Genomic DNA, 26002 nt, shown 5'->3' with positions numbered 1-26002 from the left:
GCGTCCCTGTGAAATTTTCCTGCCGGCGCATCAAACACCAGAACGGCACTTGAGCAGCAGGAATCGCCTTGATGGCCAATGGCTGTATGAGCGGACAACGTTCACAAAGTTCACGCAAAACCGGGAAATGTCCTACAAAAAACAACTATTACTTCAAGGGCGACAGTCGGCTTTTTAGCTGCGCCCGCTCTAGCTCAGGCCGTTGCGGCCAGAGCCTGGCATTGCAGCCCGCGGCAGTGGCGGGCTGCACTTTAGCCCTTCAAGCCTGCAGCATCAGGATATCTTCAAAGAACCCGCCGACCGGCTCGGTGGGGTGGCAGAGCTGGATCTCCAACACCCACACCATTTCACTTGGCGTGATCTCAAGCGCGGCCAGTTCCTGGTTGCCGAACAAGGCGTGGGGGAAATCCGCAATACGGTGGCCTGCCAGGTTACGGGACAGCCGCCAGCCCTTGGAAACGGCCCGCGCCTCGGCAAAGTCATACAGCTCACAGCCGGTCATGCCACGCTTCCACGCCTCGCGGGTTTCATCGAAGACTTCATGCACAGCCTTGAAGCAATCGTGGTGCAGCGCTGACGCGCCGAAGACGAAGGTGTCGCCATAGTCACCCTCGTAGCCGTCCCACACTGGGCCGAGGTCGACCACCACGATATCGCTGGCACGCAGCGTGCGCAGGGGGTCAATGCCTTCTCTCGGCGGGCGAACCGTGTCGTCGCCAAACCGGATGTACGTCGGGTGCCAGGTGTGGGAGGCGCCCATGGCCTGCAATTGCTCGGCGGCCATGTCGAGGGCTTCTCCGGTGGTCATGCCGACTTTGAGCTGGCTGGCAATCGCCGCCAGGGCGCGGATGGTTTTTTCACGGGCGGCGAGCATGCCGTCCAGCGAATACCTCGGGCCGACCTTTTCCCAGGTGTCATCCAGAGTCTTGAGCAGCGTGTCGGCGCTCGACTGGCCACTGGGCACAAAGGCTTCGGCGATAAAACGATGGCTGGGCAGACCCGCTTCCAGGCACTCGGCACGCGTCTGGCTGATCATGCCGCCGTTACCGCAGGCATACACCTGCGCCGCTTCCCAGTGGTGCCCGTGGCTTAGCGCGACTTCCTGCACCTTGCCCTGGGCAGCCAATACCGGGTGCCAGTGAAAACGCGGGTGGTCAAGGACCGCCTGGTCCAGGCATGCGCGGTCGTAAAAATCGGTTGCCTGCGCGCCGCCCCAGTAAAACGTCACCTCCACATCCCGCTTCAAGGCAGTCAGCAGGATCGGCTTGATACCCGCGTAGCCGGTGCCGGTGGCGAACAGCACGACTGGCGCAGCGTCATCGTCCTGCCAGGTGCAGGCACCAAAAGGCCCTTCCAGTTGCAACAGATCGCCGGCCTCCAGGCCGCCCAGCAGGGTCTCGGAAAACAGCCCGCCGGTCACCCGGCGAATCTGAAACACCAGGCGCCCATCGCCTTCGGCCGGCAGGTTGGCGATCGAGAAGCACCGCGAATCGCCATCGACCAGGCGGAACTTGAGGTACTGGCCCGCCCGCACGGCCAACGGCATATCCGGCATCAGCACCAACTCGATGATGTCGGCGCTCAATGCGCGCTTGCTCAGCACCGTGGCCTCGACGACCAGCGCGGGTGTGTCCAGCGACCAGCCGGGAATTTCCAGGCGCATGTCGGCGCAGGCATGGCTTTGGCACAGCAGCATTTCATTGGCCGCCAACGGGTAGCTGGGCGCGGGTGCGCCTGAGGCCAGTTGCTTGGCGCGGTATTCACCTTGGGTGACCACCACCTTGCACGACCCACAGGCACCGCGTCGGCACGAGAACGGCACCGACAAACCGCTGGCGAGCATGGCGTCCAGCAGCAGCTCGTCGCCGGCTTCAAAGGTTTTCCCCGAGGGAGAGAGTTCGATTACATGGCGTGTGTTCATAAAGACCTCGGAGTGAGTGAGGTCTGATTGTTGCGCTAGACTAGGCCCATTAAAACCTCCAGTTTTGGATACTTCAGATGGTCCAGATGCGTAAATGGCGCCCCTTGCTCAAGCTTGATGACGGCACAAGCCAAGCCTCCTATCGCAAGATTGCCGAAGGCCTCGTCGCGGCCATCCTCGAAGGGCGGCTGCCGCCCGGCACATTGCTGCCGGGTACGCGGGAGATGGCGCAGTTGCTCGACGTCAACCGCAAGACCGTGATCCTGGCCTATGAAGAAGCCCTGACCAAAGGCTGGCTGATCAGCGAGCCGCGGCGCGGGACGTTCGTCAATGCGCAGCTGGCACCCAAGCCCGCACCCAGTCACGCCAAGCCGTCCTTCGCCCCGGCGCTGGTACCGCAGGCGGTCGTGCCCTACTTCAGCCAGAACGCCCAGGTGATTGCCCTGGAGCATCGGCATGACGCGCTGTTTTTCGATAACGGCGCGTGCGATCACCGCTTGTTGCCGCAAGCTGTGCTGCATCGCTACTACCGCAACGCCTTGCGCAGCAGCTTTACCACCAACACGGTGCGCTACGGCAGCGAAGGCACCGGCTATTACCTGCGCTGCGCGTTGGCCGACATGTTGCGCAACAATCGCGGGCTGATGATCAGCGCCGAGAATATCTGCCTGACGCCAGGCACCCAAGTGTCGCTGTACCTCACGGCCAGCCTGCTGATCCAACCCGGTGACGTGGTGTTGGTGGAGCGCCTGAGTTACCCGCCGGCGTGGGAGATTTTTCGCAAACTCGGCGCGCGCTTGATTACCGTCGACATGGACGATGAAGGCTGCCGCACCGACCATATCGAGCAACTCTGCCAAGCGCATAAAGTGCGCATGATCTACCTCACGCCGCACCATCAATTCCCCACCACCGTGAGCCTGCATGCGGCACGTCGGCAACAGTTGCTGGCGTTGGCGGCGCTGCATGATTTTTGTGTGATCGAAGAAGACTACGACCACGAGTATCACTTCAACGGGCGGCCCTACTTGCCACTGGCCAGTGACAGCGCGCAACGCCATGTGATCTATATCGGCTCGTTATCCAAGGCATTGGGATCGACATTTCGCTGCAGCTATGTGGTGGCGCCGGCCAATGTGATTGAAGTGCTGCAAAAGAGCACCGCACTGGTGGTGGGCGACACCGACGCCGTCGCGCAAAAGATGTTGGCGGACTTGATCAACGAGGGTGAATTAAAGAAGCACTTGCGCCGTGTTTCGAAAGAATACGCCGCGCGGCGGGAAGTGTTGCAAAGCTGCCTGCACGAGGCGTTCGGCGAGCGTGTCCAGGTGCGCACACCGGAAGGCGGGCTGGCGCTCTGGGTGCGTTTCCAGGATGAGACCGATGTTGATCGGTTAGTGGAGAATGCCCTGGGCCAGGGCGTTGTGGTGCGCAGTGCGCGTCAGTTTTCGCCCGAGGGCTTGTCGGAAAATGCGTTGCGCCTGGGGTTTGCCTCGCTCAATCGGGATGAGATACGCCAAGGTACATTGCGCTTGGCGCGGGCCATGAAGATGTGTTGAACACAGGCCGAACGCTATGTGTGGGGGGGTGGGTTGTTGAGTACATATCCGTTACTGCGGTAACGGCGGCTTAGGGTTCCGCTCTTACAGCGGCTCACTTTTTGAAGGACCGGAATGCCGGCCCAGCAAAAAGTAAGCAAAAAGTCCTCGCCCCAACACTCGGTGCCTCGCTGTGGCTCGGCATGCCCGCAATCCGCCAGGGATTTGGGGGGCCGCCGCCACGCGCCATCCATGGCGCGGGGCGGCTAAACCGGCATCCCTGCCGGTTTACCCCCCAAATCACTGTCGAATTGCGGCCATCGTGTTTGACGGGGCGATTTCAGATCAAGATCAAGATCAAAAGCGCAGATCAAAAGACCGCTGACTTCGTCATCGAAAAGGATGTAAGGGCCAGAGCAACAGCAAAGCAACAGCGGAGCCATATTCGGTCAAAGGTGGGAGCTGGCTTGCCTGCGATGGCATCAACCGGTTGTACCTGATGTACCGAGGTGTCTGCATCGCAGGCAAGCCAGCTCCCACATTTAGACCCAGTTGCATCAGGTAGATAGGCTTTTGCTTGGCACTTGATCTGGCTCTTGCTTCAACCACTCAGGTCGGCTTTCAGGCCGCCGTGCTGTAGATCTTGATCTTGATCTGAGGCGCCCCGTTAACCACGATGGCCGAACGCAGGCTTGAATCCGTGGGTAACCCGGCAGGACGCCGGGTTAGCCGCGCTGGGCCAAGGATGGCCCATCGCGGCGGCCCACGGATTCAAGCCGGAGTGCGGGCACACCGAGCCACAGCGAGGTGCCAAGTGGTGGGGCGAAGACCTTTTGGTGGACTTGTTCCCTCGCAGCGGACGCCAAGAAGCGATATTTTAATCGCAATCTTGGAGGCACTTATGGCACAGCAAACTCGCCGCAGTTACACCGATGACTTCAAAGCTCAGGCAGTGACACTCGCTGAAAGCATTGGTCGAGGAGAAGCTGCCCGACAGTTGGATATCTCGGTCAAAACCTTAGGTAATTGGCTGGACGCCGCACGCAACGGGCGTCCTCTCAGTTCTCCTGCCCGGCATCCGGTCTCTGACCTGGAAAGTGAGCTGGCTCGGCTTCGAGCTGAAAATGCCACGCTCAAAATGGAGCGAGAAATCCTAAAAAAAGCGACGGCGTTCTTTGCCAGAGAGTCCAACTGAGATACGCCTTCGTCGCCCGTGAACGGACTCACTTTCCAGTCAGGCTGTTATGTCGAGTGATGGAGGTCTCGGTGTCGGGCTTTCACGGCTATTTGAAGCGTCAGAAACGTCCTGATCCAGATGCGGCGATTCGCTTGGAAATTCGTGCGATTCATCGGGCAAGCCGAGGCACTTATGGGCGCCCACGCATGGTTAAGGCGCTTCATAACCGTTCGTACGCGATAGGGCACAAGCGAGTAGCTCGTCTGATGAGAGAGGAGCTGCGAGGAAAAATCAAAGCCCGGTTCAAACACTCGATGGATAACCGGTATATCCAACCCATTTCTGACAACGTGTTGAAACGACGTTTTTCCGTGACAAGCCCGGCACCCGCCTGGGTGGGGGATATCACATATATTTCGACTCGCCAGGGTTGGTTGTACTTGGCTGTGGTGTTGAGTATCCAGACCCGGCAGGTGCTGGGTTACAGCCTGTCGGATCGTATGCCCGAGGGTTTGGTACAACAGGCGTTCATGAACGCCTGGACCAGAGCGCCAGTTGATCACGGTGTAATTTTTCACTCTGATCGAGGCCGACAATACACCGGTAGCGGTTTTCGTAGCATGATCGCGGAAAGAGGCTTCGTGCAAAGCATGAGCCGTAAGGGGAATTGCTGGGATAACGCCGTGGCAGAGAGCTTTTTTGCCACACTCAAGAAGGAGGAAGCCATCGGTGTGTATCCCAGCAAAGCACAGGCCCATGCATCAATCGCAAGCTACATCCATGGGTTTTACAACGCGGCACGGCTGCACTCGGCGCTGGGATACAGCTCACCTAATGACTACGCAAAGCAACTGAAGCAAACTGCTTAACACTCGCTTCATGGCGTACGTTTTGAGGGAACAAGTCCATGGTTACTTTTGTGTCTTTACAAAAGTGACCCGCTGTAAGAGCGGAACCATAGGCCGCCGTTACCGCAGCAATGGATATACACTCAAAACCAACGCCCCTAAGACCGCCTCAAAAGACCTTGAAAAGCAAAGCACTCAAAGAGGCAGCATCAAACGAGACCGCTCTTGTACCCGCGCCAACTCGGGAAACTCCAGCAGCAACGCCCGGTTGCCCCTGCCGATATGCTCCATGACCGCCCGTGTAACATGTTCACGCACCATCCCGGTCGAGACGTAATACATGGCCCAGGCTTGCTCCGGCGTACAGTGACCGATCTGCTCCTCGATCTCCTTGTACGCCTGGTAGTCGTCCGATTTCACGTCGCACGGGTCATCACGTCGGGCCATGATTTATCTCCCTCTCTGGGATCTCTGCGAAAGCTCCAGGGCCTTACTCAGCCCGTCACGTACCGCTCTTGACCTTGGTCCACACACGCGTGCGGATACGCTCGAGTTTCAACGGCAACGGCTCAAGCGGCACCAGCGTGGCGATAGTGGCTTTGGACGGATAAATCCACGGGTTATCGCGCAACTTCTGCTCAACCAGCGCGGTGGCGTCCTTGTTGGCATTCGGGTACAGCGTGTGGTTGGAGCTCTTGGCAATCACCTCGGGCTCAAGCATGTAATTGATAAACGCCAAGCCGGCCTTGGCGTTGGGCGCATCCTTGAGCAACACAAAGTTTTCCGACCAGACCAGCCCGCCCTCGCGCGGCAAGCTGTAGGCAATCTTGCGGCCAGTGTGGTTTTTCTCATTGATGGCCTGGGCCGTCAGCGCCCCGCTCGCCCAGCCCACGACCACGCAGATATTGCCATCGGCAAAGTCGGCGTCGGTTCTGGAGGAGTCGAAATAGAGAACGTAAGGGCGGATTTTCAGCAGCAACGCCTGGGCCTTCTGGTAGTCCTCGGGGTTCTGGCTGTTGCTCGGCAGGCCAAGGTAATGCAAGGCGATGGAGATGATTTCACTCGGCGAGTCGAGCATCGCCACGCCGCAGGACTTGAGCTTGCTGATGTTTTCTTCTTTGAAGATCAAGTCCCAGCTGTCCACCGGGGCGTTATCACCCAGTGCCGCCTTGACCTTATCCACGTCATAGCCGATGCCGGTGGTGCCCCACAGGTACGGAATCGCGTATTTGTTGCCCGGGTCGTTCGTGGCGAGCAACGCCAGCATTTCCGGGTCGATATGCCCGTAGTTGCTCAGTTGGCTGCGGTCCAGCGGGGCCAGCACGCCCGCCTGGATCAGGCTTGGCAACACGTTGGAGGTGGCGACGACGACGTCATACCCGGTGCGCCCGGCCATGGCCTTGCTTTGCATGACCTCGGCACTGTCGAAGGTATCGATGTGCATCTTGGTGCCGGTTTTTTGCTCGAATGCCTTCGGCGTTTCTGGTGCGATCAACCCGAACCAGTTGTACAGGTTAACCCGGGGTTCTGCCGCCGCTGCTGGCGTGTTGGCCCCCACACAGACAAGCGAGGCTAAAAAAAGGGCTCGCAAATATGATTTATTCATATAACTATCCTTGTCAAAAACGACAGGCCTTCATGGCCATCAACGCTGGTGGGTGAATATACCCGGCGTCGTCGAATAGTAAATACCTACAAATACTTAGCTCAGCCCCATGAGTCCCTAACCCAAAAGGGGTAGTCCATGTCACTCGACCTTCACAACCTCGCCTGGCACCGGTCGGCCGGCAAGCTGATCATGGAGCTGAACCGCCCAGCTTTCTGGAGCTCGCTGGTCCGCGTCTTGAATGAGTATGTGCAGATCGACAATTGGGTGGTCCTGGTGTTCAGCAACCAGCAAGTCAACGTCGTCAGCGTGACCGAGGTAGCGGATGCCGACGAAGTCGACGCCCTGACGCAACTGTATGTAAAAGGCCTTTACCTGCTGGACCCGTTTTACATTGCCAACCGTGAAAACCCGCAGAGTGGTTTCTTCCACCTGTCAGACATCGCCCCCGAACACTTCCTGACCACCGAGTACTACCATCAGTATTTCGCCCGGTACGTGTCCGTCGATGAGGTGCAGTACAACGTCCAGCTCGACGCGGATCGAACCCTGTGTATTTCATTTGGCAGTAACACGCGCTACACCCCGGAACAGATCACCACCCTGGATATCATCAAGCCCTGGGTCATGGCGTTAATGCATCAACGCATGTGCTTTGAAGTGGATGAGGAAAAAAACCTTAGTGAGCCGCCGCCCTGGTCCGAAGCCATTGCGCAATTGGGCACGCAGATCACCACGCGCGAGAAGGACGTGCTCAAGTTGCTGCTCAGTGGTTTCTCCAATAAAGAAATCGCCGGCAAACTGGCGCTGTCGACCGAAACCATCAAAGTGCACCGGCGCAATATTTACAACAAGCTCAACATCAAGTCGCAGTCCGAACTGTTTTCGCGTTTTTTCATGCCCAAACAGGACGTTTACACCCTGAATTAGACGAACGACCACCCACCCTGCCTAGAAGCCCTCAACGGTGACCTAGCCGTTCGGTCAGTTACTGCGCTTTGCACCTTTGCGTACTCTTTCCCTTGATTTCCATCGGAGGAGTCGTGATGCCCTTGATCAGCGATGTAGAACACGCTTGCACACGTCTGGCCCCGGCAGGATGGCGTGACCTGCTGATGCATCACGGCCTGGACATCACCTCGACAAGCCTGCGTGAAGAACTCGCCAGGCCTCTGCAGATTGATCGCACCCAAGCAGGCTTTGAGGATTTTTCCGGCGATGCCACACGCGGCATAGAGCCTGGGCGCCCAGCCGACAGCCTGTTGTTTCATGCATTCGCCTCGCCCAATGTGGTCACCGGGGTCAACGGTGAAACGCTCACGGCCTTCCCCACAGCCGCTGAAATCGAGCACATCCTCAATTATGTCTACGGCGCCACTCCCCCGACCCTGGCGGCTTTGCAGCAACGAGCCGGTGAGGCGCCACTGGCGATTGCAGTGTTTGCCTATGAATACCGGCCCTACGCCGAAACCGTGCATAGCCGCCAGGCGGACCTGTGTTTTTCACGCACCGGGGTGGCCCGGGTCGGTACAGCGAACGCACTGTATAACCCGCAGCAACGAGGCTTTCTGCCCTTTGTCGAAGGCCAGCCGAATCAGATGCGGGTGATACCGGCGCGTTACGGCGCGTTCATCGCTGCCCGGCACACCGGCCAACCGGCGCAGTTTGGCCCAATGGATGCTCAACCTATCGATGAGGATCTGGAGTTCTGGGTGCCCCTGCACAAAGTGTTCGATGGCCATGAATGCCTGGCCGGGATGGACCTGACCGTGCAGCTGGAAAACCATCAGATCAATGAAAAAATCGCACAGATCCATCGGCGCTTTCCCGATACCGGCTGGCAAGAGCCTGACATTCTCAACGCGCCTTTCGTCATCACCGAGGGCTTGTGCCATTGGGCGAATACTGATGAATTCGCGCCGGGGCTGTTGATGCCCGACGCCAAAGACGCGCTGGTGGAACTGGCTTATTACCAAGACCGTCCGCTGTCGTTCATGATGCCCCCAAATACCGGCGGGTTGGTGCATGGGCGCCATCATTTGCGCGACGACGGTTCGATCGAAGATCTCAACCAGCGTGAGGATGTCGACGCCATCGTCAAGGCGGGCGGCTACCGAGCCCTGCATTATCAGGATGCCATGGCCGACGGCTGGGTACGTGCCCAATGCCCTGCCCTGGAACTGGCAAGCATTGCCGCCTACTCCATCATCGGTGCGCCGGATTTTTTTCCGTTGTGCGGGCAGCGGGAACTCAAGCGATGGTCCAGTGACCCTGGCGTTTTCCCTTGCCCTGCGCCGCCCTGTCCAGAGGTTTGGCATACGCGAGTGAACCCACTGTCCGACGTGCGTTTTTTTATCAATCAAGCCCTTGCCGGTGGGTACTTCGCCCCTGAAGACCGTGGCGTCACCGCCATCGTCTCCCACCCACAGTTTTCCACAACACCTGGCTCGGCCCTGCCTGTGCAGCATGCTCAACGGCAATCCTGGTTGCCGGATTTCGCCAGCGGGGTCTTTGGGCCGGGCTGGGAAGTGGGCCGGGGCCTGGTCGACGCGCCGTTTACGAACATGCTGTGCGGTTATCAGTTAGCCAGCCCGTTTACTGAGGATGCACGTATCTGTGCGGCACTCGGCTCGTACTGGCCGGGGGCGGCGCCTGACTCCACCCGCAGCTTTGAACCGCGCAATGTTTCCGCCACGGTCATTCCGCTGACAGACAGCGAAATCGGCCTGGGCGACAGCCCTGCCTGGGATGGTCGCGCCGGTCCCACCTTGATTGAATCCCAGGGGCGCCCAGTGGTGCAGTACGGTGCTTATGAATACAGCGACTACACGCAGGCCGCATTGGAGGGGCAACTGTCGCTGGCCATCATCGGGCAGACCAGTACCGCGCAGTACCACCAGAGAGTGCTGGGGATGCGCCGTGCTTATGAGGCCGTAGGTGCCGGGTCAGACAAAGAACAACGAAAACGCTGGCCGTTGCTGTCGTATTTTCGGGTGCAATTGCCGGATAAAGCTTTCGAAGTTGCGCAGCAAGAGGCCGGATTGCAACTCTCGGGGGAGGTGCATTTTTACACGCTGTACAAACATGGCGCGATAATCACCCCCACGCATAACTTCAAACTTCGCCACGTGCAACTAGAACAGGTAATCGACCTGTACATGAGCCACGACGCCGTACTGATTCGTCAGGACGGCGCCGCTTGGCGACCATTCGAAGGCACCCTCAGCCCGCCGCCCCCAGAAACGGCAGCGCCAGGTACAGCTTGATCACCACCGCGTTGGTAATGTCGATAAAGAACGCCCCCACCATCGGCACCACCAGAAACGCAATCGGCGACGGCCCGAAGCGCTGCGTGACCGCCTGCATATTGGCGATGGCGGTCGGCGTGGCACCCAAGCCAAAACCGCAGTGCCCCGCCGCCAGTACTGCCGCGTCATAGTTGCGGCCCATGACCCGGAACGTCACGAAGATCGCGAACAGGGCCATCAACAACGCCTGGGCCGCCAACAAAATCACAATCGGCAAGGCCAGCGCCGCCAGGTCCCAGAGTTTGAGCGACATCAGCGCAATCGCCAGGAACAACGACAAGCTGACATTACCCAGCAGCGACACTTCACGCTCAAACACCCGATGCCAGCCCAGCGCCGACAAGCCGTTTCGCAACACCACGCCCACAAACAGCACGCATACAAACGTCGGCAACTCGAAAGCCGTACCCTTAATAAAGCCATACAGGAATGTGCCGACCTGCAAGCTGATCGCCAATAACGCCAGGGTCTCGATAAACGAAAACGAGGTGATCATGCGTTCCCGGTTGGGCTGCTCAAAGCCTTTGGGCTGAGGCGGTAGCGCCCGTTCAACACCAGGCACCTGCACACGCTTGATCAGCAAACGTGCAACCGGACCACCAATCAGCCCACCCAGTACCAAGCCAAACGTCGCCGAGGCAATCGCCAGTTCGGACGCCGAAGCCACGCCATATTTTTCGCTGAACACCGCGCCCCAGGCCGCGCCGGTGCCGTGCCCGCCGGACAGGGTGACGGAGCCTGCCAACAGCCCCATCAACGGGTCGAGCCCCAGTGCGTTGGCCAGGGCAAGACCCATGGCATTTTGCACCACCAGCAGGGCCGTCACGACCAGCAGGAAGATGCCGAGGATGCGCCCGCCTTTCTTCAGGCTGGCAAAGTCCGCATTCAGGCCGATGGTGGCAAAGAACGCCAGCATCAAGGGGGCCTGCAATGAAGCGTCGAATCGAACTTCGACATCCGTCAATGCGCGCAGCAACAGCAGCAGCGCAGCCACCAACAAGCCGCCGACCACCGGCTCCGGAATGCTGTAGGCGCGTAAAAAGCCGATGCGGGCGACCAGCCAACGCCCCAACAGCAACACCAGAGAGGCGGCCACCAGGGTTGAATAAAAATCGAGTTGGAACATCTGGGCAGTTCTCCGACGTGAACAGGCACTCTGGGCTGGCCAGAGTAGAGACAGCAGACCCGGTACACACCCACCCGCGATTAAATTCAGACTATTCCCACACACTTAACAACAAGACCTACACAGTTGAGATGTGTCACTCGCTGCAAAACCTTTAGAAAAACTAAAAGTGATGGAACCGGGGGATTTTTTGTCGCCGGCAGAGCCGCTCTTGACCGGCCTGCTGCTGGACAGCCTGGGCTGGAACTATGTATTCATTTTCCTGGCCATTGGCTCTTTCACCAGCTTCGTGCTCTTGCTGACCATTGCCGAGCCTATTCCCCACCCAGCACACGCCTAGTACTGTCACCAGGCGCCACGCAAAGCAATCACTGCGAGCAGCACTGGCGACGCAGAGCGTATATCAATCGGCAAAAAGCTGTAGTTGGGCCTGTTACTGACCCGGCTGATTAAATTCAGCGCAAACAAAAACGCCGATCATTGATGATCGGCGTTTTCGTTGAATATGGAGCGGGAAACGAGACTCGAACTCGCGACCCCGACCTTGGCAAGGTCGTGCTCTACCAACTGAGCTATTCCCGCAAAATGGCGTCCCCTAGGGGACTCGAACCCCTGTTACCGCCGTGAAAGGGCGGTGTCCTAGGCCACTAGACGAAGGGGACACACAACTGAAACACATGGTGTGTGTTTCAGTGCCCAGAGGTTAAATCCGAAGATTATGCCCTGGTTTCACTCAATGCCGCCCGAGGGCCACATTGCTTGTAAATTGGAGCGGGAAACGAGACTCGAACTCGCGACCCCGACCTTGGCAAGGTCGTGCTCTACCAACTGAGCTATTCCCGCATATTGGCGTCCCCTAGGGGACTCGAACCCCTGTTACCGCCGTGAAAGGGCGGTGTCCTAGGCCACTAGACGAAGGGGACACACGTACAACATTCACTCCCTACCGCGTTTCGCTGTGTGCTTTACGCTGTAAGTGGCGCGCATTCTATGGATGGATTGAAAGGTCGTCAACCCCCAAGGATAAATTTATTTAAATCAATGACTTCGACCTGCTTTCCAGGCCTTTGCGGGCATTCTGCCCGTGGGGGCTTTGACGCCTATATTCTGGCGCCCGACAAGACGCTATAGTTCGCCCGAGTAAATGATGGCAATGTGCATCTATGCAAGGAGCCCGCTCTGTCACGCTTACCTATATAGAAGAAACTACCTGGGCAACTGGTCGAACAGCCCTATCCGCCGGATGGTCCAGTCACTACACTCCACAGCAAACCCTATAAAAGAGGTCACACCGGTGACACCACTCATGATCACCCTGCTGGTAATAGCCGGGATCGTAATACTGATCGCCATTGGCTACATGAACCACGTGGTGGAAAACAACAAACTGGAAAAAAAACGTACCGAGATCGAGCTCAATGATCGGCTGCGTCGGTGCGGTGAAATCACCGAGACCTTTCCTGGCCAATTGATGACCCCGGCGCTCAAGCTGCTGCTCACCCGCCTTGAGCTCAACGTCAACCAGCGCCTGTTGCACCTCAACAAGTCCAGTGCAGCACTCAAGGCGCGTATCACTGAGTTGAATGCGCTGATCGCCCAGGGCGAATCGATTCCGGTGACCAACCCACCGGCGCCGATCCAGACCGAAGCCAAGGCCAAGGACGTGCGCTTCCTCCTCGAAGCCCTGCATGGTCAAGTGACCCGTGCGGCTCAGGATGGTTTTCTACCGACCAACGAGGCCAAGCACTGGATCAAGGAAATTCGCCATATCCTGGTGCTGCTGCACATCGAGTTCTTCAACAACCTCGGCCAGCACGCCCTGCAACAGAACCAACCCGGCCAGGCACGCCTGGCATTCGAGCGCGGCGTGCAGTACCTGCGCAAACAGCCGGAGCCAGCGCTCTACAGCGCGCAGCTGCATTTGCTCGAAAGCCAACTGGCCCGCGCCAATTCCACGGTATTGACCAACAGCAAGCCGGCTGAAGATGAGGTCAACGAGTTGACTGAAGGGCTTAAAGTTGTGGATGCCGATGCGGAGTGGAAAAAGAAAGCTATTTACGATTGATCGTTGGGGGGCGCGCGCGGTGGATGGGTGGGTTGGGTACATATCCGTTGCTGCGGTAACGGCTACTTAGGGTTGGGTACATATCCGTTGCTGCGGTAACGGCTACTTAGGGTTCCGCCCTTACAGCGGGTCACTTTTGGCAAACGCCCCAAAAGTAACCAAAAGGTCTGTGCCCCACCACTCGGCACCTCGCTAATGCTCGGTGTGCCCGCACTCCGGCTTGAATCCGTGGGCCGCCGCGATGGGCCATCCTTGGCCCAGCGCGGCTAACCCGGCGTCCTGCCGGGTTACCCACGGATTCAAGCCTGCGTTCGGCCATCGTGGTTGACGGGGCGCCTCAGATCAAAATCAAGATCAAGATCTACAGCACGGCGGCCTGAAAGCCGACCTGAGTGGTTAGATCAAAAGCGAAAAGCGAAAAGCGGATTTGCATCCACTGAAGAACTGCTTTTCTGTGGGAGCTGGCTTGCCTGCGATGCAGGCACCTCGGTGTGTCAGGCACACCGAGTTGATGCCATCGCAGGCAAGCCAGCTCCCACAGTTGACCGAGTATGGCTCTGCTGTTGCTGTTGCTGTTGCTCTGGCCCTTACATCCTTTTCGATGACGAAGTCAGCGGTCTTTTGATCTGCGCTTTTGATCGTGATCTTGATCTGAAATCGCCCCGTCAAACACGATGGCCGGAATTCGACAGTGATTTGGGGGGTAAACCGGCAGGGATGCCGGTTTAGCCGCCCCGCGCCATGGATGGCGCGTGGCGGCGGCCCCCCAAATCAGTGTCGGATTGCGGGCATGCCGAGCCACAGCGAGGCACCGAGTGTTGGGGCGAAGACCTTTTGGTTACTTTTGGGGCGTTTGCCAAAAGTGACCCGCTGTAAGAGCGGAACCCTAGGCCGCCGTTACCTAAATAACGGATATTCACCCAACCCACCACGCCACGCCACGCCACCACGCCACCACAAAATGCCATCACTTTGCACCTATCCCCCCGCCCCCGACTAGCGTAAAAAAGTGCCCCTAACTCCGTGAAGTCAGAGGCCCGCTATGCCTGTCGCCGTCATTGATGGACAACCACTGCACTACGTCGACCAGGGCACCGGCCCGGTCGTTCTGCTGGGCTCAAGCTACCTGTGGGACCGCCACATGTGGGCGCCGCAAATCGAAGCCCTGTCGCAACAGTACCGCGTGATCGTCCCCGAGTTGTGGGGCCATGGTGAATCCGGCCCGCTGCCGGCCCAAACCCAGTCCCTCGACGACCTGGCGCGCCAGACCCTGGCCCTGCTGGACCAGCTGGACATCGCACAGATCAACCTGGTGGGCCTGTCGGTAGGCGGCATGTGGGGCGCGCGCCTGGCGCTGCTGGCGCCGCAGCGCATCAACAGCCTGGTGCTGATGGACACCTACCTCGGTGCCGAGCCCGAGGCCACGCGCGCGTATTACTTTTCGCTGTTCAAGATGATCGAAGACGCCGGCGCCATTCCTGAGCCGCTACTGGATGTGGTCGCGCCGATCTTCTTCCGGCCAGGCATCGATCGCGAATCTGCGCTGTACCAGGATTTTCGCCAGTCGCTGCGGGCTTTCTCCAAGGAGCGCCTGCTGCACAGCATCGTGCCATTGGGCCGTCAGATCTTCAGCCGCGCCGATATCCTCGACCAACTGCACCGCCTGGACACCGACACCACTCTGATCATGTGCGGTGAGCAGGACAAACCTCGCCCACCCGCCGAATCCAAGGAAATGGCCGAGCTGATCGGTTGCAGCCTGACCCTGATTCCAGACGCCGGGCATATCTCCAGCCGCGAAAACCCGGACTTCGTCAACGAAGCCCTGCTGACCTTCCTCGCCAACAACGCCTGATCGCACGGTTCCGCCTTTGCTCATGGATCAAAGGCGGAAGTGCCCCACCATACCCTTGAGCTCCGCCCCCAACTGCGCCAGCTGAATGCTCGACGCGGCGTTGCCTTGCATGCTCAGCGCCGATTGGTCGGCACTCGCGCGGATACTGGTGACACTGCGATTAATCTCTTCGGCCACCGAGCTTTGCTCCTCGGCGGCGGCGGCAATCTGCTGGTTCATCTGCTGGATCAGGGACACGGCAGCGGCGATGCTGCCCAGCGCGCTCTCGGTTTCCAGCGCATCGCTGACGGCCAGCTTCACCAGCTCGCCGCTTTGCTGCATCTGCTGCACCGACGACTGCGCGGCACTGCGCAAGGTGCTCACCAACCGCTCGATCTCCTCGGTCGATTGCTGAGTACGCTTGGCCAGCGCCCTCACCTCATCGGCCACCACTGCAAACCCTCGGCCTTGCTCGCCGGCACGGGCGGCTTCAATGGCGGCGTTAAGGGCCAGCAGGTTGGTCTGCTCGGCGACACTTTTGATCACCCCCAACACCGTGCCGATGTGCTGGATTTCGGCACTGAGGCTGTCGATGCTGGCGCTGGCGCTAGTGCTGGAGGACGCCAGCAACTCAATGCGTTGCAGGCTCTGACGCACCACCTGCTGGCCGCTGTCGACCTTGGCATCGGCGGTCTGCGCCGCTTGCGCAGCTTCTTCGGCGTTACGCGCCACGTCATGCACCGTGGCGGTCATCTGGTTCATCGCCGTGGCGACCTGTTCGGTCTCCTCCTTCTGGCTGCTGACCTCTAGATTGGTTTGTTCAGTGACGCTGGAGAGTGATTGTGCAGAGCTGGCCAATTGCTCGATGCCGGCCTGCAAGCCGCTGACCATCTGGCTCAAGCCAGTGCCCATCTGCTGCATCGCTTGCATGAGCTGGCCGATCTCATCACGGCGACTGACCTCCATGCGCCCACTCAGGTCTCCGGCGGCAATCTGCTGGGCCACGGCAATTACACTGCGCAGCGGCGCCACGATCAGGCGGGTAATCAGCCAGGCGGCAATCAGCCCCACCAACAACGCCAACGCCGAGGAGCCGATGATCAGCAGCGTGCTTTTCTTCAATTGCGCCTGCATCGACTGATCTTCGGCGGCATACGCCTGGTTGACCCGGCTGACCACCTGGTCGGCGCGGTCATGCAATTGCTTGTAGACGATTTTTTCCTGAGCCAGCAAACCGGTGTACTCACCGAGTTTTTCGCTGAAGGCGGCAATATGCCCGGACACCTCATTGAGCACGGTCTGGAAACCCGCGTCCTTGACCGCGGTTTTCAACTGCTCGACCTGCGCCAGGGCCTGGTCGGCCTGTTCGATCTTGCCCTGCTCGGCGTTGTCTGCATCGGCCTTGCGGCTCTGGTCCAGGCGCACCCGCGCCTCGTTCATGGCTTGCAACATCAACCGCGACACCTGGCTGACCTGCCCGGCCTGCTCGATAAACTCGGCGCCCTCTTTGCCTTGGCTTTCCTTGAGGCCATAGGCGCCATCGTCGGCCAGGCCGGCTTGCAGCACATCGAGGTTATTGGCCACGCTGGAGACCGACCAACTGGCCATCTCCAGCGCCAGGTCCTTGGTCTGGGTCAACTCGACAAATTCGTCGAACGCCTGGCGATACGCGGTCAACGCCTGTTCAACGTCGCCCATCACCGGCACATTGGCGGCGGACTGGGCCTTGAGCGAGGCCGCCAGGGCAGCCAGGGCATCGACGCTTTCATGCAAGGCATCGACGGCTTTGGGGTCGGCATGCAACGCGTAGTCCTGCTCGATCAGGCGCACCTTGAGCAAGCCGCTGTTGAGCGAAGACATCGCATTGAGGCCTTCGAAACGCTGGCCAACGGTTTGCAGCGACCACACGCCAATGGCCGCCACCAGCGCCGTCAGCAGCAGCACCAGGGAGAAGCCCAAGCCCAGTTTTTTTGCCATACCGAGGTTGGCGAAACGTCGTTGCACGGCCGAAATCATTGCACTTGAATCCTCTTGCACGGGCAGCTGCCAGCAAGCCTGGTTGCCATGCAGCGAGATTCGCAACGAGACGCCATTGGCACAAGACGTTGGCGCCACAATAATGGCAAAAAGCTACATGCTCGTCGTTTTCAGAATGGTCGAGGTCGATCTGGCAGGCCCCATGGCGCGGAACAACGCCAACGCCCGCTGATCAGCAGCATAGGCCACATTGATGCGCAGCCAGTCACTGTGCTCGCCGCGGGGAGTGAACAGCGCCCCGCCCGACAGCAAGACGCCAAGCCTGCGCGCGCACGCTTGCAACCGGGAATGATCGCCCAGACCCGGCCGCGCCCACACGAACATACCGCCGGCAGGCACGGCAAACACCTGCCATTCCTCATCCTCCAGCACCTCCAGAGTGGCTGCCATTTGCGCATTCAAACGCTTGCGCAGGCGTTGCACCCACTTGCGGTAAGTGCCATTGGCCAACAGCGTGGCGACCACTGTTTCGGCAAACCGTGACGTGCCGATACCGGTCAGGGTCTTGAGGCTGGCCATACGCGCAACGATGGCCGTGTCGGCACTGACGTAGCCCACGCGCAAGGCACTGCTCAGGGTCTTGGAAAAGCTTGAAACATAGATCACCCGGTCATCATGGGGTAACGCCGACAGCCGTGTGCAACTGGCGTGCTGCAGGTCACCGAAAACGTCCTCTTCAATGATCAGGAAGCCATCACGGTGCGAAAGCTCCAGCAACCGCTCGGCCACGGCGCGGCACAAGCTGGTGCCCGTGGGGTTGTGGTACAGGCAGTTGATGAACAGGCACTTGGGGCGATGGCGCAGCAGCAGTTGCTCGAGCACCGGCATGTCCGGGCCGCCCACGGTGCGCGGAACTTCCAGCAACGTGACACCATGGCGCTCCAACTGTCGATAGAGGTTGGCATAGCCTGGCGTCTCAACCACCACCGTATCGCCGGCCTTGAGCAGCGAGCGTATCAGCAGGTCCTGCGCATGGCTGGCACCATGGGTGGTCAGGATGCGATCCAGGCAGGTGGCAACCTTTATATGGGTCAGCCGCTTGAGCAGTTGCTCGCGCAATGCCGGCAAGCCCAGTGGCGTGCTGTAGTTAAAGAGGCCAGCCGTGTCGGTGCGGCTGATTTCCCGTATCGCGTAGCACAGGTCATCGCTTTCACGCCAGGTGTCCGGCAGCCAGCCGCAACCCAGATTCAACTCGCCCAACGGGCCATCGACATAGTCGCCCCAACCCAGCTCTGCCCCCTCATACCAGTGGCTTTCAAGGCAAACAGGCGGCTGGGCGACCACAAATCCCGAGCCTTGCCTGGATGCCAGTAAACCCTGGGCGACCATTCGCTCGAAAGCCTCTATCACGCTGGACTGGCTGAGCAGGTTGTCGAGGGCCAGTTGCCGGATGGACGGCAAGCGCGTACCGGGGCTCGCGCCGCTCTTGCGTATCCATTGCGCCACCGCGCTGACGATTTGCTGCACCACCGGTACAAGGGCTTGTCGATCGATCCCTAAATCCATGAGCCACTCACTTCAACTGTCTGTTATTCAACCCCAAACAGTTAAGCACAGAAGCTCGCTCAAACCGGTCGTAGACTCTTATTAAAGTATTGATTTTATTGACTTATTTACCTTCTGATACACATTCTGACGAGGCCTTGTGCCAGCCATGGAAACGCCCCACAGCGGCCCCATCCTTTTCGAAGAGTGCATGGCATTGAGTCCTAGATAGCCGTTGCGCCACCATCCACCGCCAACGCTTGCCCGGTGGTAAACGCCGCCCCATCGCTGCACAGGTACAGCACGGCACTGGCGATTTCCTCGACCTTGCCAATGCGCCCGACCGGGTGCATGGCGGCGGCGAACTCGGCTTTGCGCGGATCTGCTTCATAGGCACGGCGGAACATGTCGGTGTCGATCACCGCAGGGCACACCGCATTCACGCGGATTTTCTTCTTCGCATATTCGATCGCGGCCGATTTGGTCAGGCCGATCACGGCATGCTTGGACGCCGCATAAATGCTCATCTTCGGCGCAGCGCCCAACCCGGCGACCGAGGCAGTATTGACGATCGCACCGCCACCCTGGGCCAGCAACAGCGGCAGTTGATACTTCATGCACAACCATACGCCCTTGACGTTGACGCCCATGATTGCATCGAACTCATCCAGGCTGCCGTCGGCCAGCTTGCCCTTCTCGATCTCGATGCCGGCGTTGTTGAAGGCATAGTCCAGGCGCCCATAGGCGGCGATGGTCTGTGCCATCAATTGCTGCACATCGGCGTCCAGCGTGACATTGCAGCGCACGAACAGCGCTTCTGCGCCTGTTTGTTGAATCAACGCAACCGTGCCCTCGCCGCCCGCCACATCCAGGTCGGCTACCACTACTTTCAAGCCTTCTGCGGCAAATGCCAGCGCGGTGGCGCGGCCAATACCGGCGGCGGCGCCGGTCACCAGGGCGACCTGGCCGGAAAACGTCATGCTCATGGGGGATGTCCTATGCAAGAAATGGCCGTGGGCCGAGTCTAGCCAAGCGCATGGCGGGCGCGTCAGCACTATCATATGGCCGGTTGGGGTCGCATGAATGGCAGTGATAAGACGCCCAGGCCAACTATCAGCCCGACCTATCGGCGGGCATTCGCACTCACCCTTAACCTTGCCCCCAAGCCGCTGAAGGTCTATCACTCAAGGCTCACTTTTTGAAGAGTCCCAGCCATGACTGCCCAGACCAACCGCCAATTCCTGCTCGCCAAACGCCCGGTCGGTGCGGCCACGCGGGAGACCTTTACCTACCAGGAAGTGCCGGTGGGCACGCCAGCGGACGGGCAAGTGCTGGTGCGCAATGAATACCTGTCCCTGGACCCGGCCATGCGTGGCTGGATGAACGAGGGTAAATCCTACATTCCACCGGTCGGCATCGGCGAAGTCATGCGGGCGCTGGGCGTGGGCAAGGTGATTGCCTCGAACAACCCGAAATTCGCGGTGGGTGATTATGTGAACGGCGCGCTGGGCGTGCAGGATTATTTCCTGGGCGAGCCGCGCGGCTTTTATAAGGTCGACCCAACACTGGCGCCGCTGCCGCGCTACCTGTCAGCACTGGGCATGACCGGCATGACCGCCTACTTCGCCCTGCTCGACACCGGCGCGCCAAAGGCCGGCGAAACGGTGGTGATCTCCGGCGCCGCCGGTGCGGTAGGCAGCATTGCCGGGCAGATTGCCAAGCTCAAGGGCTGCCGCGTGGTGGGCATTGCCGGGGGCGCCGACAAGTGCAAATTCCTCATTGATGAACTGGGCTTTGACGCAGCCATCGACTACAAAAGCGAAGACGTGCCCGCCGCCCTCAAGCGCGAGTGCCCCAAAGGCGTGGATGTGTATTTTGATAACGTTGGCGGCGACATTCTCGACGCCGTGCTCAGCCGCCTGGCCTTGAAGGCGCGGGTGGTGATCTGCGGCGCAATCAGCCAGTACAACAATAAAGAGGCGGTGAAAGGCCCGGCCAACTATTTGTCGTTGCTGGTCAATCGTGCGCGCATGGAAGGGTTCGTGGTGATGGACCACGCCGCGAACTTTGCCGCCGCCGGGCAGGAAATGGCCGGCTGGATGGCCCAGGGCAAGCTCAAGAGCAAGGAAGATATTGTCGAGGGGCTGGAGACGTTCCCGGAGACGTTGATGAAGCTGTTCAACGGCGAAAACTTTGGGAAGTTGGTGCTTAAAGTCAGCTGACCCACCGCAGAACCTGGTGTGAGCACTGTCAATGTGGGAGCTGGCTTGCCTGCGATAGCATCAACTCGGTATGGCTGAAAGACCGAGTTGCCCGCATCGCAGGCAAGCCAGCTCCCACAGGTATCAGGCGATTTCGGCGACGACTGCCGCCAGTGCCTTCGCCGGATCCGCCGCCTGGCTGATCGGGCGACCGATCACCAGGTAGTCCGAGCCTGCATCCAGGGCCTGACGCGGCGTCAGGATACGACGCTGGTCATCCTGGGCGCTGCCTGCCGGACGAATCCCCGGGGTCACCAGTTGCAGCGACGGGTGCGCGGTCTTCAGCGCCTGGGCCTCCAGGGCCGAACAGACCAGGCCATCCAGGCCAGCCTTCTGCGCCAATGCCGCCAGGCGCAGGACCTGCTCCTGCGGCTCGATGTCCAGGCCGATGCCGGCCAGGTCTTCGCGCTCCATGCTGGTCAGCACGGTCACACCGATCAGCAAGGGTTTCGGGCCGCTGCGCTGCTCGAGCACTTCGCGGCAGGCGTTCATCATGCGCAGGCCGCCGGAGCAGTGCACGTTGACCATCCACACGCCCATTTCGGCGGCGGCTTTAACCGCCATGGCCGTAGTGTTGGGGATGTCATGGAATTTCAGATCGAGGAATACTTCGAAGCCTTTGTCACGCAGAGTGCCGACGATTTCGGCGGCGCAGCTGGTGAACAGTTCCTTGCCGACCTTGACCCGGCAAAGCGTGGGGTCCAACTGGTCAGCCAGCTTCAGTGCGGCGTCACGAGTGGGGTAATCCAGGGCGACGATGATAGGAGTCTGGCAGACGGACATTGGAATGGGCTCTCAGGCAAGTCGAAATCGGCGCGGATTGTAGCGCAAGCGGCGCCGTTGCGGGATCCGATGATCGGTAAAATGCTGATCAAGCGCGTATAACCAGGGATTTCGAGTCATTGTGTCAAGACCGATACATTCCCGACATGCCCTCAACACGCCCCGCGACTAGCCTCGCGCACATGACCGCTCGCCCGGCACTTCCAGCCATGGAACCGGGCGCCTATGCTCAATGCAACAACCCAGGCAGATGATCGCACTATGCATACCCCTACCGTCTCTGTAAACGAAGAGCAAAAAGGCGCGGTGATCGCCGAAGACAAGCGGTGGAACACCCGCGCGCTGATCGTCGATGACGACCTGCCGATCCGCGAACTGCTGATCGACTACCTGGCCCGCTTCAATATTCTCGCCACCGGCGTCACCGACGGCACGGCCATGCGCACCGCCATGCAAGCCGAAACCTTTGATGTAGTCGTACTCGACCTGATGCTGCCGGGCGAAGATGGCCTGTCGCTGTGCCGTTGGTTGCGCACTGAGTCGGACATCCCGATTTTGATGCTCACCGCACGCTGCGAACCCACCGACCGCATCATCGGCCTGGAACTGGGCGCCGATGACTATATGTCCAAACCGTTCGAACCGCGCGAGCTGGTGGCGCGAATCCAGACCATCCTGCGCCGGGTGCGCGATGACCGCACCGAGCAGCGCGCCAATATCCGCTTCGACAACTGGCGCCTCAACAGCGTACTGCGCCAATTGGTGGCCGACGATGGCCTGGTGGTGCCGCTGTCCAACGCGGAATTTCGCCTGCTGTGGGTGTTCATCGAGCGCCCGCGCCGTGTGCTGAGCCGCGAACAATTGCTGGATGCTGCCCGTGGCCGCTCCATCGAAGCCTTTGACCGCAGCATCGATCTGCTCGTGTCACGCCTGCGCCAGAAGCTTGGGGATGACCCGAAAGCCCCGCAACTGATCAAGACCGTGCGCGGCGAAGGTTACCTGTTCGACGCCCGGGATATCGGTTGATGCGCGCCACCTTCAATACGCTGTTTGGCAGGCTGTTCGGCGTATTGCTGGTGGCCATTGTGCTCGCTCATGTGCTGGCGATCTTCTGGTTCCGCCACTACGGCCCGCCGCCACCGCCGCCCCAGGAAACCTTTGTCGAGCAACCGGACGGCACAATGAAGCCATTGGCTCGCCATCATCGGCCCTGGTACGGCGGCCCCGTGGTGCCGCTGACCTTTCAGTTTATCTCGCTGATCATCGCTGCCTGGTACGGCGCCAAACTGCTGAGCCGGCCGATCCAGCGCCTGAGTGCAGCCGCCGAACGCTTGAGCCTTGACCTCGACAGCCCGCCGCTCAATGAGTCCGGGCCACGGGAAGCGCGCCAGGCTGCATCGACCTTCAACCTGATGCAAAAGCGCATCCGCGAGCAAGTCAGCCAGCGCGCGCGCATGCTCGGCGCCGTCTCCCATGATCTGCGTACGCCGCTGTCACGCCTCAAGCTGCGCCTGGAGCAAATCGAAGACACCAAGCTGCAAGGCCAGATGCGCCAGGACCTGGACGACATGATCGGCATGCTCGACGCCACCTTGAGCTACCTGCACGAACAGCGCACCAGCGAGACCCGGCACTGGCTCGACGTGCAGGCGCTGGTCGAGTCCCTCAGCGAAAACGCCCAGGACCAAGGCTCGGACGTGCAGTTCTGCGGCACTTGCGCGCCGTTGCAGGTGCAACCGATGGCACTGCGTTCGTGCCTCAACAACCTGATCGACAACGCCCTGCGGTACGCCGGTACGGCGCGTATTGAGCTGGAGGACAGCCGGGGCGCCCTGGTGATCCGCGTGATCGACCATGGGCCGGGAATCGCGGCGGATAAACGCGAGGCGGTGTTCGAACCGTTCTTTCGCCTCGAAGGCTCACGCAACCGCAACTCCGGTGGCGTTGGCCTGGGCATGACAATTTCCAAGGAAGCCGTGGAGCGCCTCGGCGGCCACCTGAGCCTGGAGGAAACCCCAGGCGGTGGCCTGACGGCCGTGATGTACTTACCGAGGGCCTAAAGCGCTTTATCTTCGCGACGTTCCTGGGACTGGGTCGCGCTCCAATCCGTCAGCAGGCTGTAGGCCACCGCCAACAAGGTCGGGCCGATAAACAGGCCGATAAAGCCAAACGCAATCAAGCCGCCAAACACGCCCAACAGCACGATCACCAGCGGCAGGTTGCCGCCTCGGCTGATCAGGTACGGCTTGAGCACGTTGTCCACGCCACTGATGATGAACGTGCCCCAGACACCGAGAAACACCGCATAGGTATAGTCGCCCTTCCATGCCAGCCAGGCCGTGGCGGGAATCCACACCAGCGGCGGGCCCATGGGGATCAGGCTGAGCAGGAAGGTGACGATGCCCAGCACCAGCGCGCCCGGCACGCCGGCAATCAGGAAGCCAATCAGCGCCAGCAGGGCCTGGGCTGCCGCCGTGCCAATCACGCCGTTAACCACCCGCTGCACAGTGCCGGCCACCAGTTCGATGTAGTAACCGGCACGCTCGCCGATCAGGCGCTCCAGCAACCGATGGGCAAACATCGCCAGCCGTGGCCCATCACGGTAAAAGAAGAACACGAAGACCAGGCTCAGGGTCAGCTCGAGAATACCGCCGCCAATTTGCGCACTGCGCGCCAACAGCCAGTTGCCCACCTGCCCCAGGTACGGCTTGATGCTGACCATCAGCGCTGCACCCTGTTGGTCGATGCTGTCCCAGGTCGCCACCAGCCGCTCGCCAACAAAGGGGATCGAGTTCAGCCAGGCAGGTGCGGCGGGCAAGCCGTCAACCTGGATATCCTTGATCAGGCCCACCGCATCGCGTACATGGTCGGCCAGGTTGAACCCCAGCCACACCAGCGGCACCGCCACCAGCAACATCCAGCCCAACGTGAGGATGCCCGCCGCCAGGGATTCGCGGCCACCCAGCCAGCGCGTGAGCAAACGCATCAGCGGCCAGCTGGCAAACGCCAGCACCGCGCCCCAGAACAGCGCCGACCAGAACGGCGCCATTACCCAGAAGCTGGCACCAAACAACACCAGCAGCAGGATTTGCACCAGTAGGCGATCGTTATTGAGCATCGGGTATCTCGAGAATAAGGCTGTAGGAAGAGAGCTTAGGCGAACGGCACGGGTCCGTCCGCCTTGATAAGGGTCAGCGTATCAGATGCAGGTGCAAACCCTTAGCGTCGCCGCTACCGGTTTCCAGGCGGGCGGCCCGCACGCCGCTGTCGATCAGGCCCTGGCGCCAGGCTTCGGCGGTCGGCCCGGTGAGGCTCACGCGCAAGGTGGCGTCGAGGTTCAAGCCACGGGAAATCAAGGTCAGCCAGGTGGCGTCAGGCGCGTTGCCAAGTGCCGGAAAGTCCAGCTCGCCGGTGCTTTTAAGCTCGCGCAGCAAGGTCGCCGAGGTGGGCAGCAAGTCGCCCAATGGCGCGCCAGCGTCCAGTTGTTCTACATGCAGATAAGCACGGCGGTTGCCGCGCGTAATGCCATACAGTGCCACCAACGAGTGGTCCTGCGGGGCGGCCAGGCGCAACAGCAGGTATTCCTGCTGGCCGTCGGCGCCGACCAGCTTGGCGTTGCCGAACACTTCATTGGCCCACAGGCTGCTTTCGCCGCAATCACGCGCCTGGCACCAGAACAACAGCTGCGCGCCCTTGGCCTGCAACGCTTCACGCGTCGCGGTAAAGGCGGCGCTGGACGTGTGCTCGGCGGGCAGTTCATAGGTGATGGCAGTGGTTTGGCCGCGCGCCGTGGCCTGGCCTTCGTAGCGCAGCTGGCCGCTGATCTTGCGGATCGCGCCCATGGGGTAGATGCGCTCTTTTTCTTCAGCGGGGCGGTAATCGACGATTTGCGCATCGACCTGACGGGCCACGGCCGGCAGATCCTGGCTGCCTGGCACATCGGCGGCGAACACCAGAGGGCTCAAACAGCACAGCCCTAGGGCACGGAGACATTCTTTACGCAGGCTCATCGG

At 60.1% G+C, this 26002-nt stretch carries 21 protein-coding genes, 4 tRNA genes and 1 pseudogene; 11 read left to right on the top strand and 15 right to left on the bottom strand.

Translation table 11 applies throughout. The features are described from left to right. Positions 1-259: 259 nt before the first annotated feature. Positions 260-1921, bottom strand: coding sequence for an NAD(P)H dependent flavin oxidoreductase family protein (locus PSH96_RS09555; RefSeq protein ID WP_305458786.1), 1662 nt, complete (start codon positions 1919-1921; stop codon positions 260-262). A gap of 77 nt (positions 1922-1998) precedes the next feature. Between PSH96_RS09555 and PSH96_RS09550 the strand changes: the two genes are divergently transcribed. The 3 genes from PSH96_RS09550 (at position 1999) to PSH96_RS09540 (ending at position 5505) form a co-directional block, all read left to right on the top strand. Continuing rightward, on the top strand, positions 1999-3480 hold the full coding sequence (locus PSH96_RS09550; RefSeq protein WP_305458785.1) for a PLP-dependent aminotransferase family protein: 1482 nt from the start codon (positions 1999-2001) through the stop codon (positions 3478-3480). A gap of 880 nt (positions 3481-4360) precedes the next feature. After that, on the top strand, positions 4361-4654 hold the full coding sequence (locus PSH96_RS09545) for a transposase (protein WP_167657087.1): 294 nt from the start codon (positions 4361-4363) through the stop codon (positions 4652-4654). After that, positions 4651-5505, top strand: coding sequence for an IS3 family transposase (locus tag PSH96_RS09540; RefSeq protein ID WP_305460022.1), 855 nt, complete (start codon positions 4651-4653; stop codon positions 5503-5505). Before PSH96_RS09545 ends, PSH96_RS09540 begins: the two co-directional genes overlap by 4 nt. A gap of 174 nt (positions 5506-5679) precedes the next feature. On the opposite strand, the gene PSH96_RS09535 is transcribed toward PSH96_RS09540, so the two are convergent. Then, positions 5680-5931, bottom strand: a complete 252-nt coding sequence (locus PSH96_RS09535) for a hypothetical protein (protein WP_017136288.1) — start codon at positions 5929-5931, stop codon at positions 5680-5682. A 55-nt stretch (positions 5932-5986) separates the two neighbouring features. Beyond that, positions 5987-7090, bottom strand: coding sequence for a polyamine ABC transporter substrate-binding protein (locus PSH96_RS09530; protein ID WP_305458781.1), 1104 nt, complete (start codon positions 7088-7090; stop codon positions 5987-5989). 138 nt (positions 7091-7228) lie between these two features. Here PSH96_RS09530 and PSH96_RS09525 point away from each other — a divergent pair, with 138 nt between their 5' ends. Together PSH96_RS09525 and PSH96_RS09520 are read left to right on the top strand one after the other, a co-directional pair. Beyond that, positions 7229-8020 carry a response regulator transcription factor gene (locus PSH96_RS09525; RefSeq protein WP_305458779.1) on the top strand — a complete coding sequence of 264 codons (792 nt, stop codon included), beginning with the start codon at positions 7229-7231 and terminating at the stop codon, positions 8018-8020. 116 nt (positions 8021-8136) lie between these two features. Continuing rightward, positions 8137-10356, top strand: coding sequence for a hypothetical protein (locus tag PSH96_RS09520; RefSeq protein WP_305458777.1), 2220 nt, complete (start codon positions 8137-8139; stop codon positions 10354-10356). Here PSH96_RS09520 and gltS read toward each other — a convergent pair. After that, positions 10313-11524 (bottom strand): sodium/glutamate symporter, encoded by a 1212-nt coding sequence (gltS, locus tag PSH96_RS09515; protein WP_305458775.1) that lies wholly within the window; start codon positions 11522-11524, stop codon positions 10313-10315. The two genes, PSH96_RS09520 and gltS, sit on opposite strands and share 44 nt — an antisense overlap. A gap of 133 nt (positions 11525-11657) precedes the next feature. Here gltS and PSH96_RS09510 point away from each other — a divergent pair, with 133 nt between their 5' ends. Further along, positions 11658-11864 (top strand): hypothetical protein, encoded by a 207-nt coding sequence (locus PSH96_RS09510; protein WP_370694382.1) that lies wholly within the window; start codon positions 11658-11660, stop codon positions 11862-11864. 166 nt (positions 11865-12030) lie between these two features. Here the strand turns inward: PSH96_RS09510 and PSH96_RS09505 are convergent. The 4 genes from PSH96_RS09505 to PSH96_RS09490 all read right to left on the bottom strand — a co-directional run bounded on the left by PSH96_RS09505 (position 12031) and on the right by PSH96_RS09490 (position 12447). After that, a tRNA-Gly gene (locus PSH96_RS09505) sits at positions 12031-12106 on the bottom strand. A 4-nt stretch (positions 12107-12110) separates the two neighbouring features. Next, positions 12111-12186, bottom strand: a tRNA-Glu gene (locus tag PSH96_RS09500). Positions 12187-12291: 105 nt separating this feature from the next. After that, positions 12292-12367, bottom strand: a tRNA-Gly gene (locus tag PSH96_RS09495). Positions 12368-12371: 4 nt separating this feature from the next. Beyond that, a tRNA-Glu gene (locus PSH96_RS09490) sits at positions 12372-12447 on the bottom strand. 383 nt (positions 12448-12830) lie between these two features. On the opposite strand from PSH96_RS09490, the gene PSH96_RS09485 reads away from it, so the two are divergent. Then, a complete protein-coding gene (locus tag PSH96_RS09485; protein ID WP_305458773.1) occupies positions 12831-13589 on the top strand; it encodes a hypothetical protein in 759 nt (252 codons plus the stop codon). 1042 nt (positions 13590-14631) lie between these two features. Beyond that, positions 14632-15444: an alpha/beta fold hydrolase gene (locus PSH96_RS09480; protein ID WP_305458771.1), complete on the top strand. Its 813-nt coding sequence runs from the start codon at positions 14632-14634 to the stop codon at positions 15442-15444. 27 nt (positions 15445-15471) lie between these two features. On the opposite strand, the gene PSH96_RS29540 is transcribed toward PSH96_RS09480, so the two are convergent. The 4 genes and pseudogenes from PSH96_RS29540 to PSH96_RS09465 form a co-directional block, all read right to left on the bottom strand. Further along, entirely contained in the window at positions 15472-16176 is a 705-nt protein-coding gene (locus tag PSH96_RS29540) for a methyl-accepting chemotaxis protein (protein WP_370694357.1), read from the bottom strand. A 201-nt stretch (positions 16177-16377) separates the two neighbouring features. Beyond that, a pseudogene (locus tag PSH96_RS29535) lies at positions 16378-16557 on the bottom strand (HAMP domain-containing protein); the annotation flags it as partial. 996 nt (positions 16558-17553) lie between these two features. Further along, positions 17554-18966: a PLP-dependent aminotransferase family protein gene (locus PSH96_RS09470; protein ID WP_305458767.1), complete on the bottom strand. Its 1413-nt coding sequence runs from the start codon at positions 18964-18966 to the stop codon at positions 17554-17556. A gap of 203 nt (positions 18967-19169) precedes the next feature. After that, entirely contained in the window at positions 19170-19931 is a 762-nt protein-coding gene (locus PSH96_RS09465; RefSeq protein WP_305458765.1) for an SDR family oxidoreductase, read from the bottom strand. 228 nt (positions 19932-20159) lie between these two features. On the opposite strand from PSH96_RS09465, the gene PSH96_RS09460 reads away from it, so the two are divergent. Further along, positions 20160-21167 (top strand): NADP-dependent oxidoreductase, encoded by a 1008-nt coding sequence (locus PSH96_RS09460; protein ID WP_058421410.1) that lies wholly within the window; start codon positions 20160-20162, stop codon positions 21165-21167. Positions 21168-21290: 123 nt separating this feature from the next. Here the strand turns inward: PSH96_RS09460 and pyrF are convergent, their stop codons facing one another. Beyond that, positions 21291-21989 carry an orotidine-5'-phosphate decarboxylase gene (pyrF, locus tag PSH96_RS09455; RefSeq protein WP_056859708.1) on the bottom strand — a complete coding sequence of 233 codons (699 nt, stop codon included), beginning with the start codon at positions 21987-21989 and terminating at the stop codon, positions 21291-21293. Positions 21990-22250: 261 nt separating this feature from the next. Here pyrF and PSH96_RS09450 point away from each other — a divergent pair, with 261 nt between their 5' ends. Together PSH96_RS09450 and PSH96_RS09445 are read left to right on the top strand one after the other, a co-directional pair. Beyond that, the gene (locus PSH96_RS09450) at positions 22251-23015 is read left to right on the top strand and encodes a response regulator (RefSeq protein WP_056859738.1); all 765 of its coding nucleotides are present in this window, start codon (positions 22251-22253) and stop codon (positions 23013-23015) included. Continuing rightward, on the top strand, positions 23015-24049 hold the full coding sequence (locus PSH96_RS09445) for a HAMP domain-containing sensor histidine kinase (RefSeq protein ID WP_305458761.1): 1035 nt from the start codon (positions 23015-23017) through the stop codon (positions 24047-24049). Before PSH96_RS09450 ends, PSH96_RS09445 begins: the two co-directional genes overlap by 1 nt. Here PSH96_RS09445 and PSH96_RS09440 read toward each other — a convergent pair. After that, positions 24046-25107 (bottom strand): AI-2E family transporter, encoded by a 1062-nt coding sequence (locus tag PSH96_RS09440; RefSeq protein ID WP_056859710.1) that lies wholly within the window; start codon positions 25105-25107, stop codon positions 24046-24048. The genes PSH96_RS09445 and PSH96_RS09440 overlap by 4 nt on opposite strands. 73 nt (positions 25108-25180) lie before the next feature. Beyond that, a complete protein-coding gene (locus PSH96_RS09435; RefSeq protein ID WP_305458758.1) occupies positions 25181-25999 on the bottom strand; it encodes a DUF4892 domain-containing protein in 819 nt (272 codons plus the stop codon). Positions 26000-26002: the final 3 nt, after the last annotated feature.

Source organism: Pseudomonas sp. FP2338 (genome assembly GCF_030687515.1).
Taxonomy (GTDB): domain Bacteria; phylum Pseudomonadota; class Gammaproteobacteria; order Pseudomonadales; family Pseudomonadaceae; genus Aquipseudomonas; species Aquipseudomonas salomonii.
Note: the sequence above shows the minus strand (reverse complement) of the source record. Positions and strands in the feature narration are given on the sequence as shown.

Coding starts and splice junctions, on each gene's coding strand:
- PSH96_RS09440 (WP_056859710.1), bottom strand. CDS start 25,107: ATGCTCAATAACGATCGCCTACTGGTGCAAATCCTGCTGCTGGTGTTG.
- PSH96_RS09470 (WP_305458767.1), bottom strand. CDS start 18,966: ATGGATTTAGGGATCGATCGACAAGCCCTTGTACCGGTGGTGCAGCAA.
- PSH96_RS09450 (WP_056859738.1), top strand. CDS start 22,251: ATGCATACCCCTACCGTCTCTGTAAACGAAGAGCAAAAAGGCGCGGTG.
- PSH96_RS09460 (WP_058421410.1), top strand. CDS start 20,160: ATGACTGCCCAGACCAACCGCCAATTCCTGCTCGCCAAACGCCCGGTC.
- PSH96_RS09445 (WP_305458761.1), top strand. CDS start 23,015: ATGCGCGCCACCTTCAATACGCTGTTTGGCAGGCTGTTCGGCGTATTG.
- PSH96_RS29540 (WP_370694357.1), bottom strand. CDS start 16,176: ATGACCGCCACGGTGCATGACGTGGCGCGTAACGCCGAAGAAGCTGCG.
- pyrF (WP_056859708.1), bottom strand. CDS start 21,989: ATGTCCGTCTGCCAGACTCCTATCATCGTCGCCCTGGATTACCCCACT.
- PSH96_RS09530 (WP_305458781.1), bottom strand. CDS start 7,090: ATGAATAAATCATATTTGCGAGCCCTTTTTTTAGCCTCGCTTGTCTGT.
- PSH96_RS09435 (WP_305458758.1), bottom strand. CDS start 25,999: ATGAGCCTGCGTAAAGAATGTCTCCGTGCCCTAGGGCTGTGCTGTTTG.
- gltS (WP_305458775.1), bottom strand. CDS start 11,524: ATGTTCCAACTCGATTTTTATTCAACCCTGGTGGCCGCCTCTCTGGTG.
- PSH96_RS09550 (WP_305458785.1), top strand. CDS start 1,999: ATGGTCCAGATGCGTAAATGGCGCCCCTTGCTCAAGCTTGATGACGGC.
- PSH96_RS09480 (WP_305458771.1), top strand. CDS start 14,632: ATGCCTGTCGCCGTCATTGATGGACAACCACTGCACTACGTCGACCAG.
- PSH96_RS09465 (WP_305458765.1), bottom strand. CDS start 19,931: ATGAGCATGACGTTTTCCGGCCAGGTCGCCCTGGTGACCGGCGCCGCC.
- PSH96_RS09545 (WP_167657087.1), top strand. CDS start 4,361: ATGGCACAGCAAACTCGCCGCAGTTACACCGATGACTTCAAAGCTCAG.
- PSH96_RS09485 (WP_305458773.1), top strand. CDS start 12,831: ATGATCACCCTGCTGGTAATAGCCGGGATCGTAATACTGATCGCCATT.
- PSH96_RS09520 (WP_305458777.1), top strand. CDS start 8,137: ATGCCCTTGATCAGCGATGTAGAACACGCTTGCACACGTCTGGCCCCG.
- PSH96_RS09555 (WP_305458786.1), bottom strand. CDS start 1,921: ATGAACACACGCCATGTAATCGAACTCTCTCCCTCGGGGAAAACCTTT.
- PSH96_RS09535 (WP_017136288.1), bottom strand. CDS start 5,931: ATGGCCCGACGTGATGACCCGTGCGACGTGAAATCGGACGACTACCAG.
- PSH96_RS09525 (WP_305458779.1), top strand. CDS start 7,229: ATGTCACTCGACCTTCACAACCTCGCCTGGCACCGGTCGGCCGGCAAG.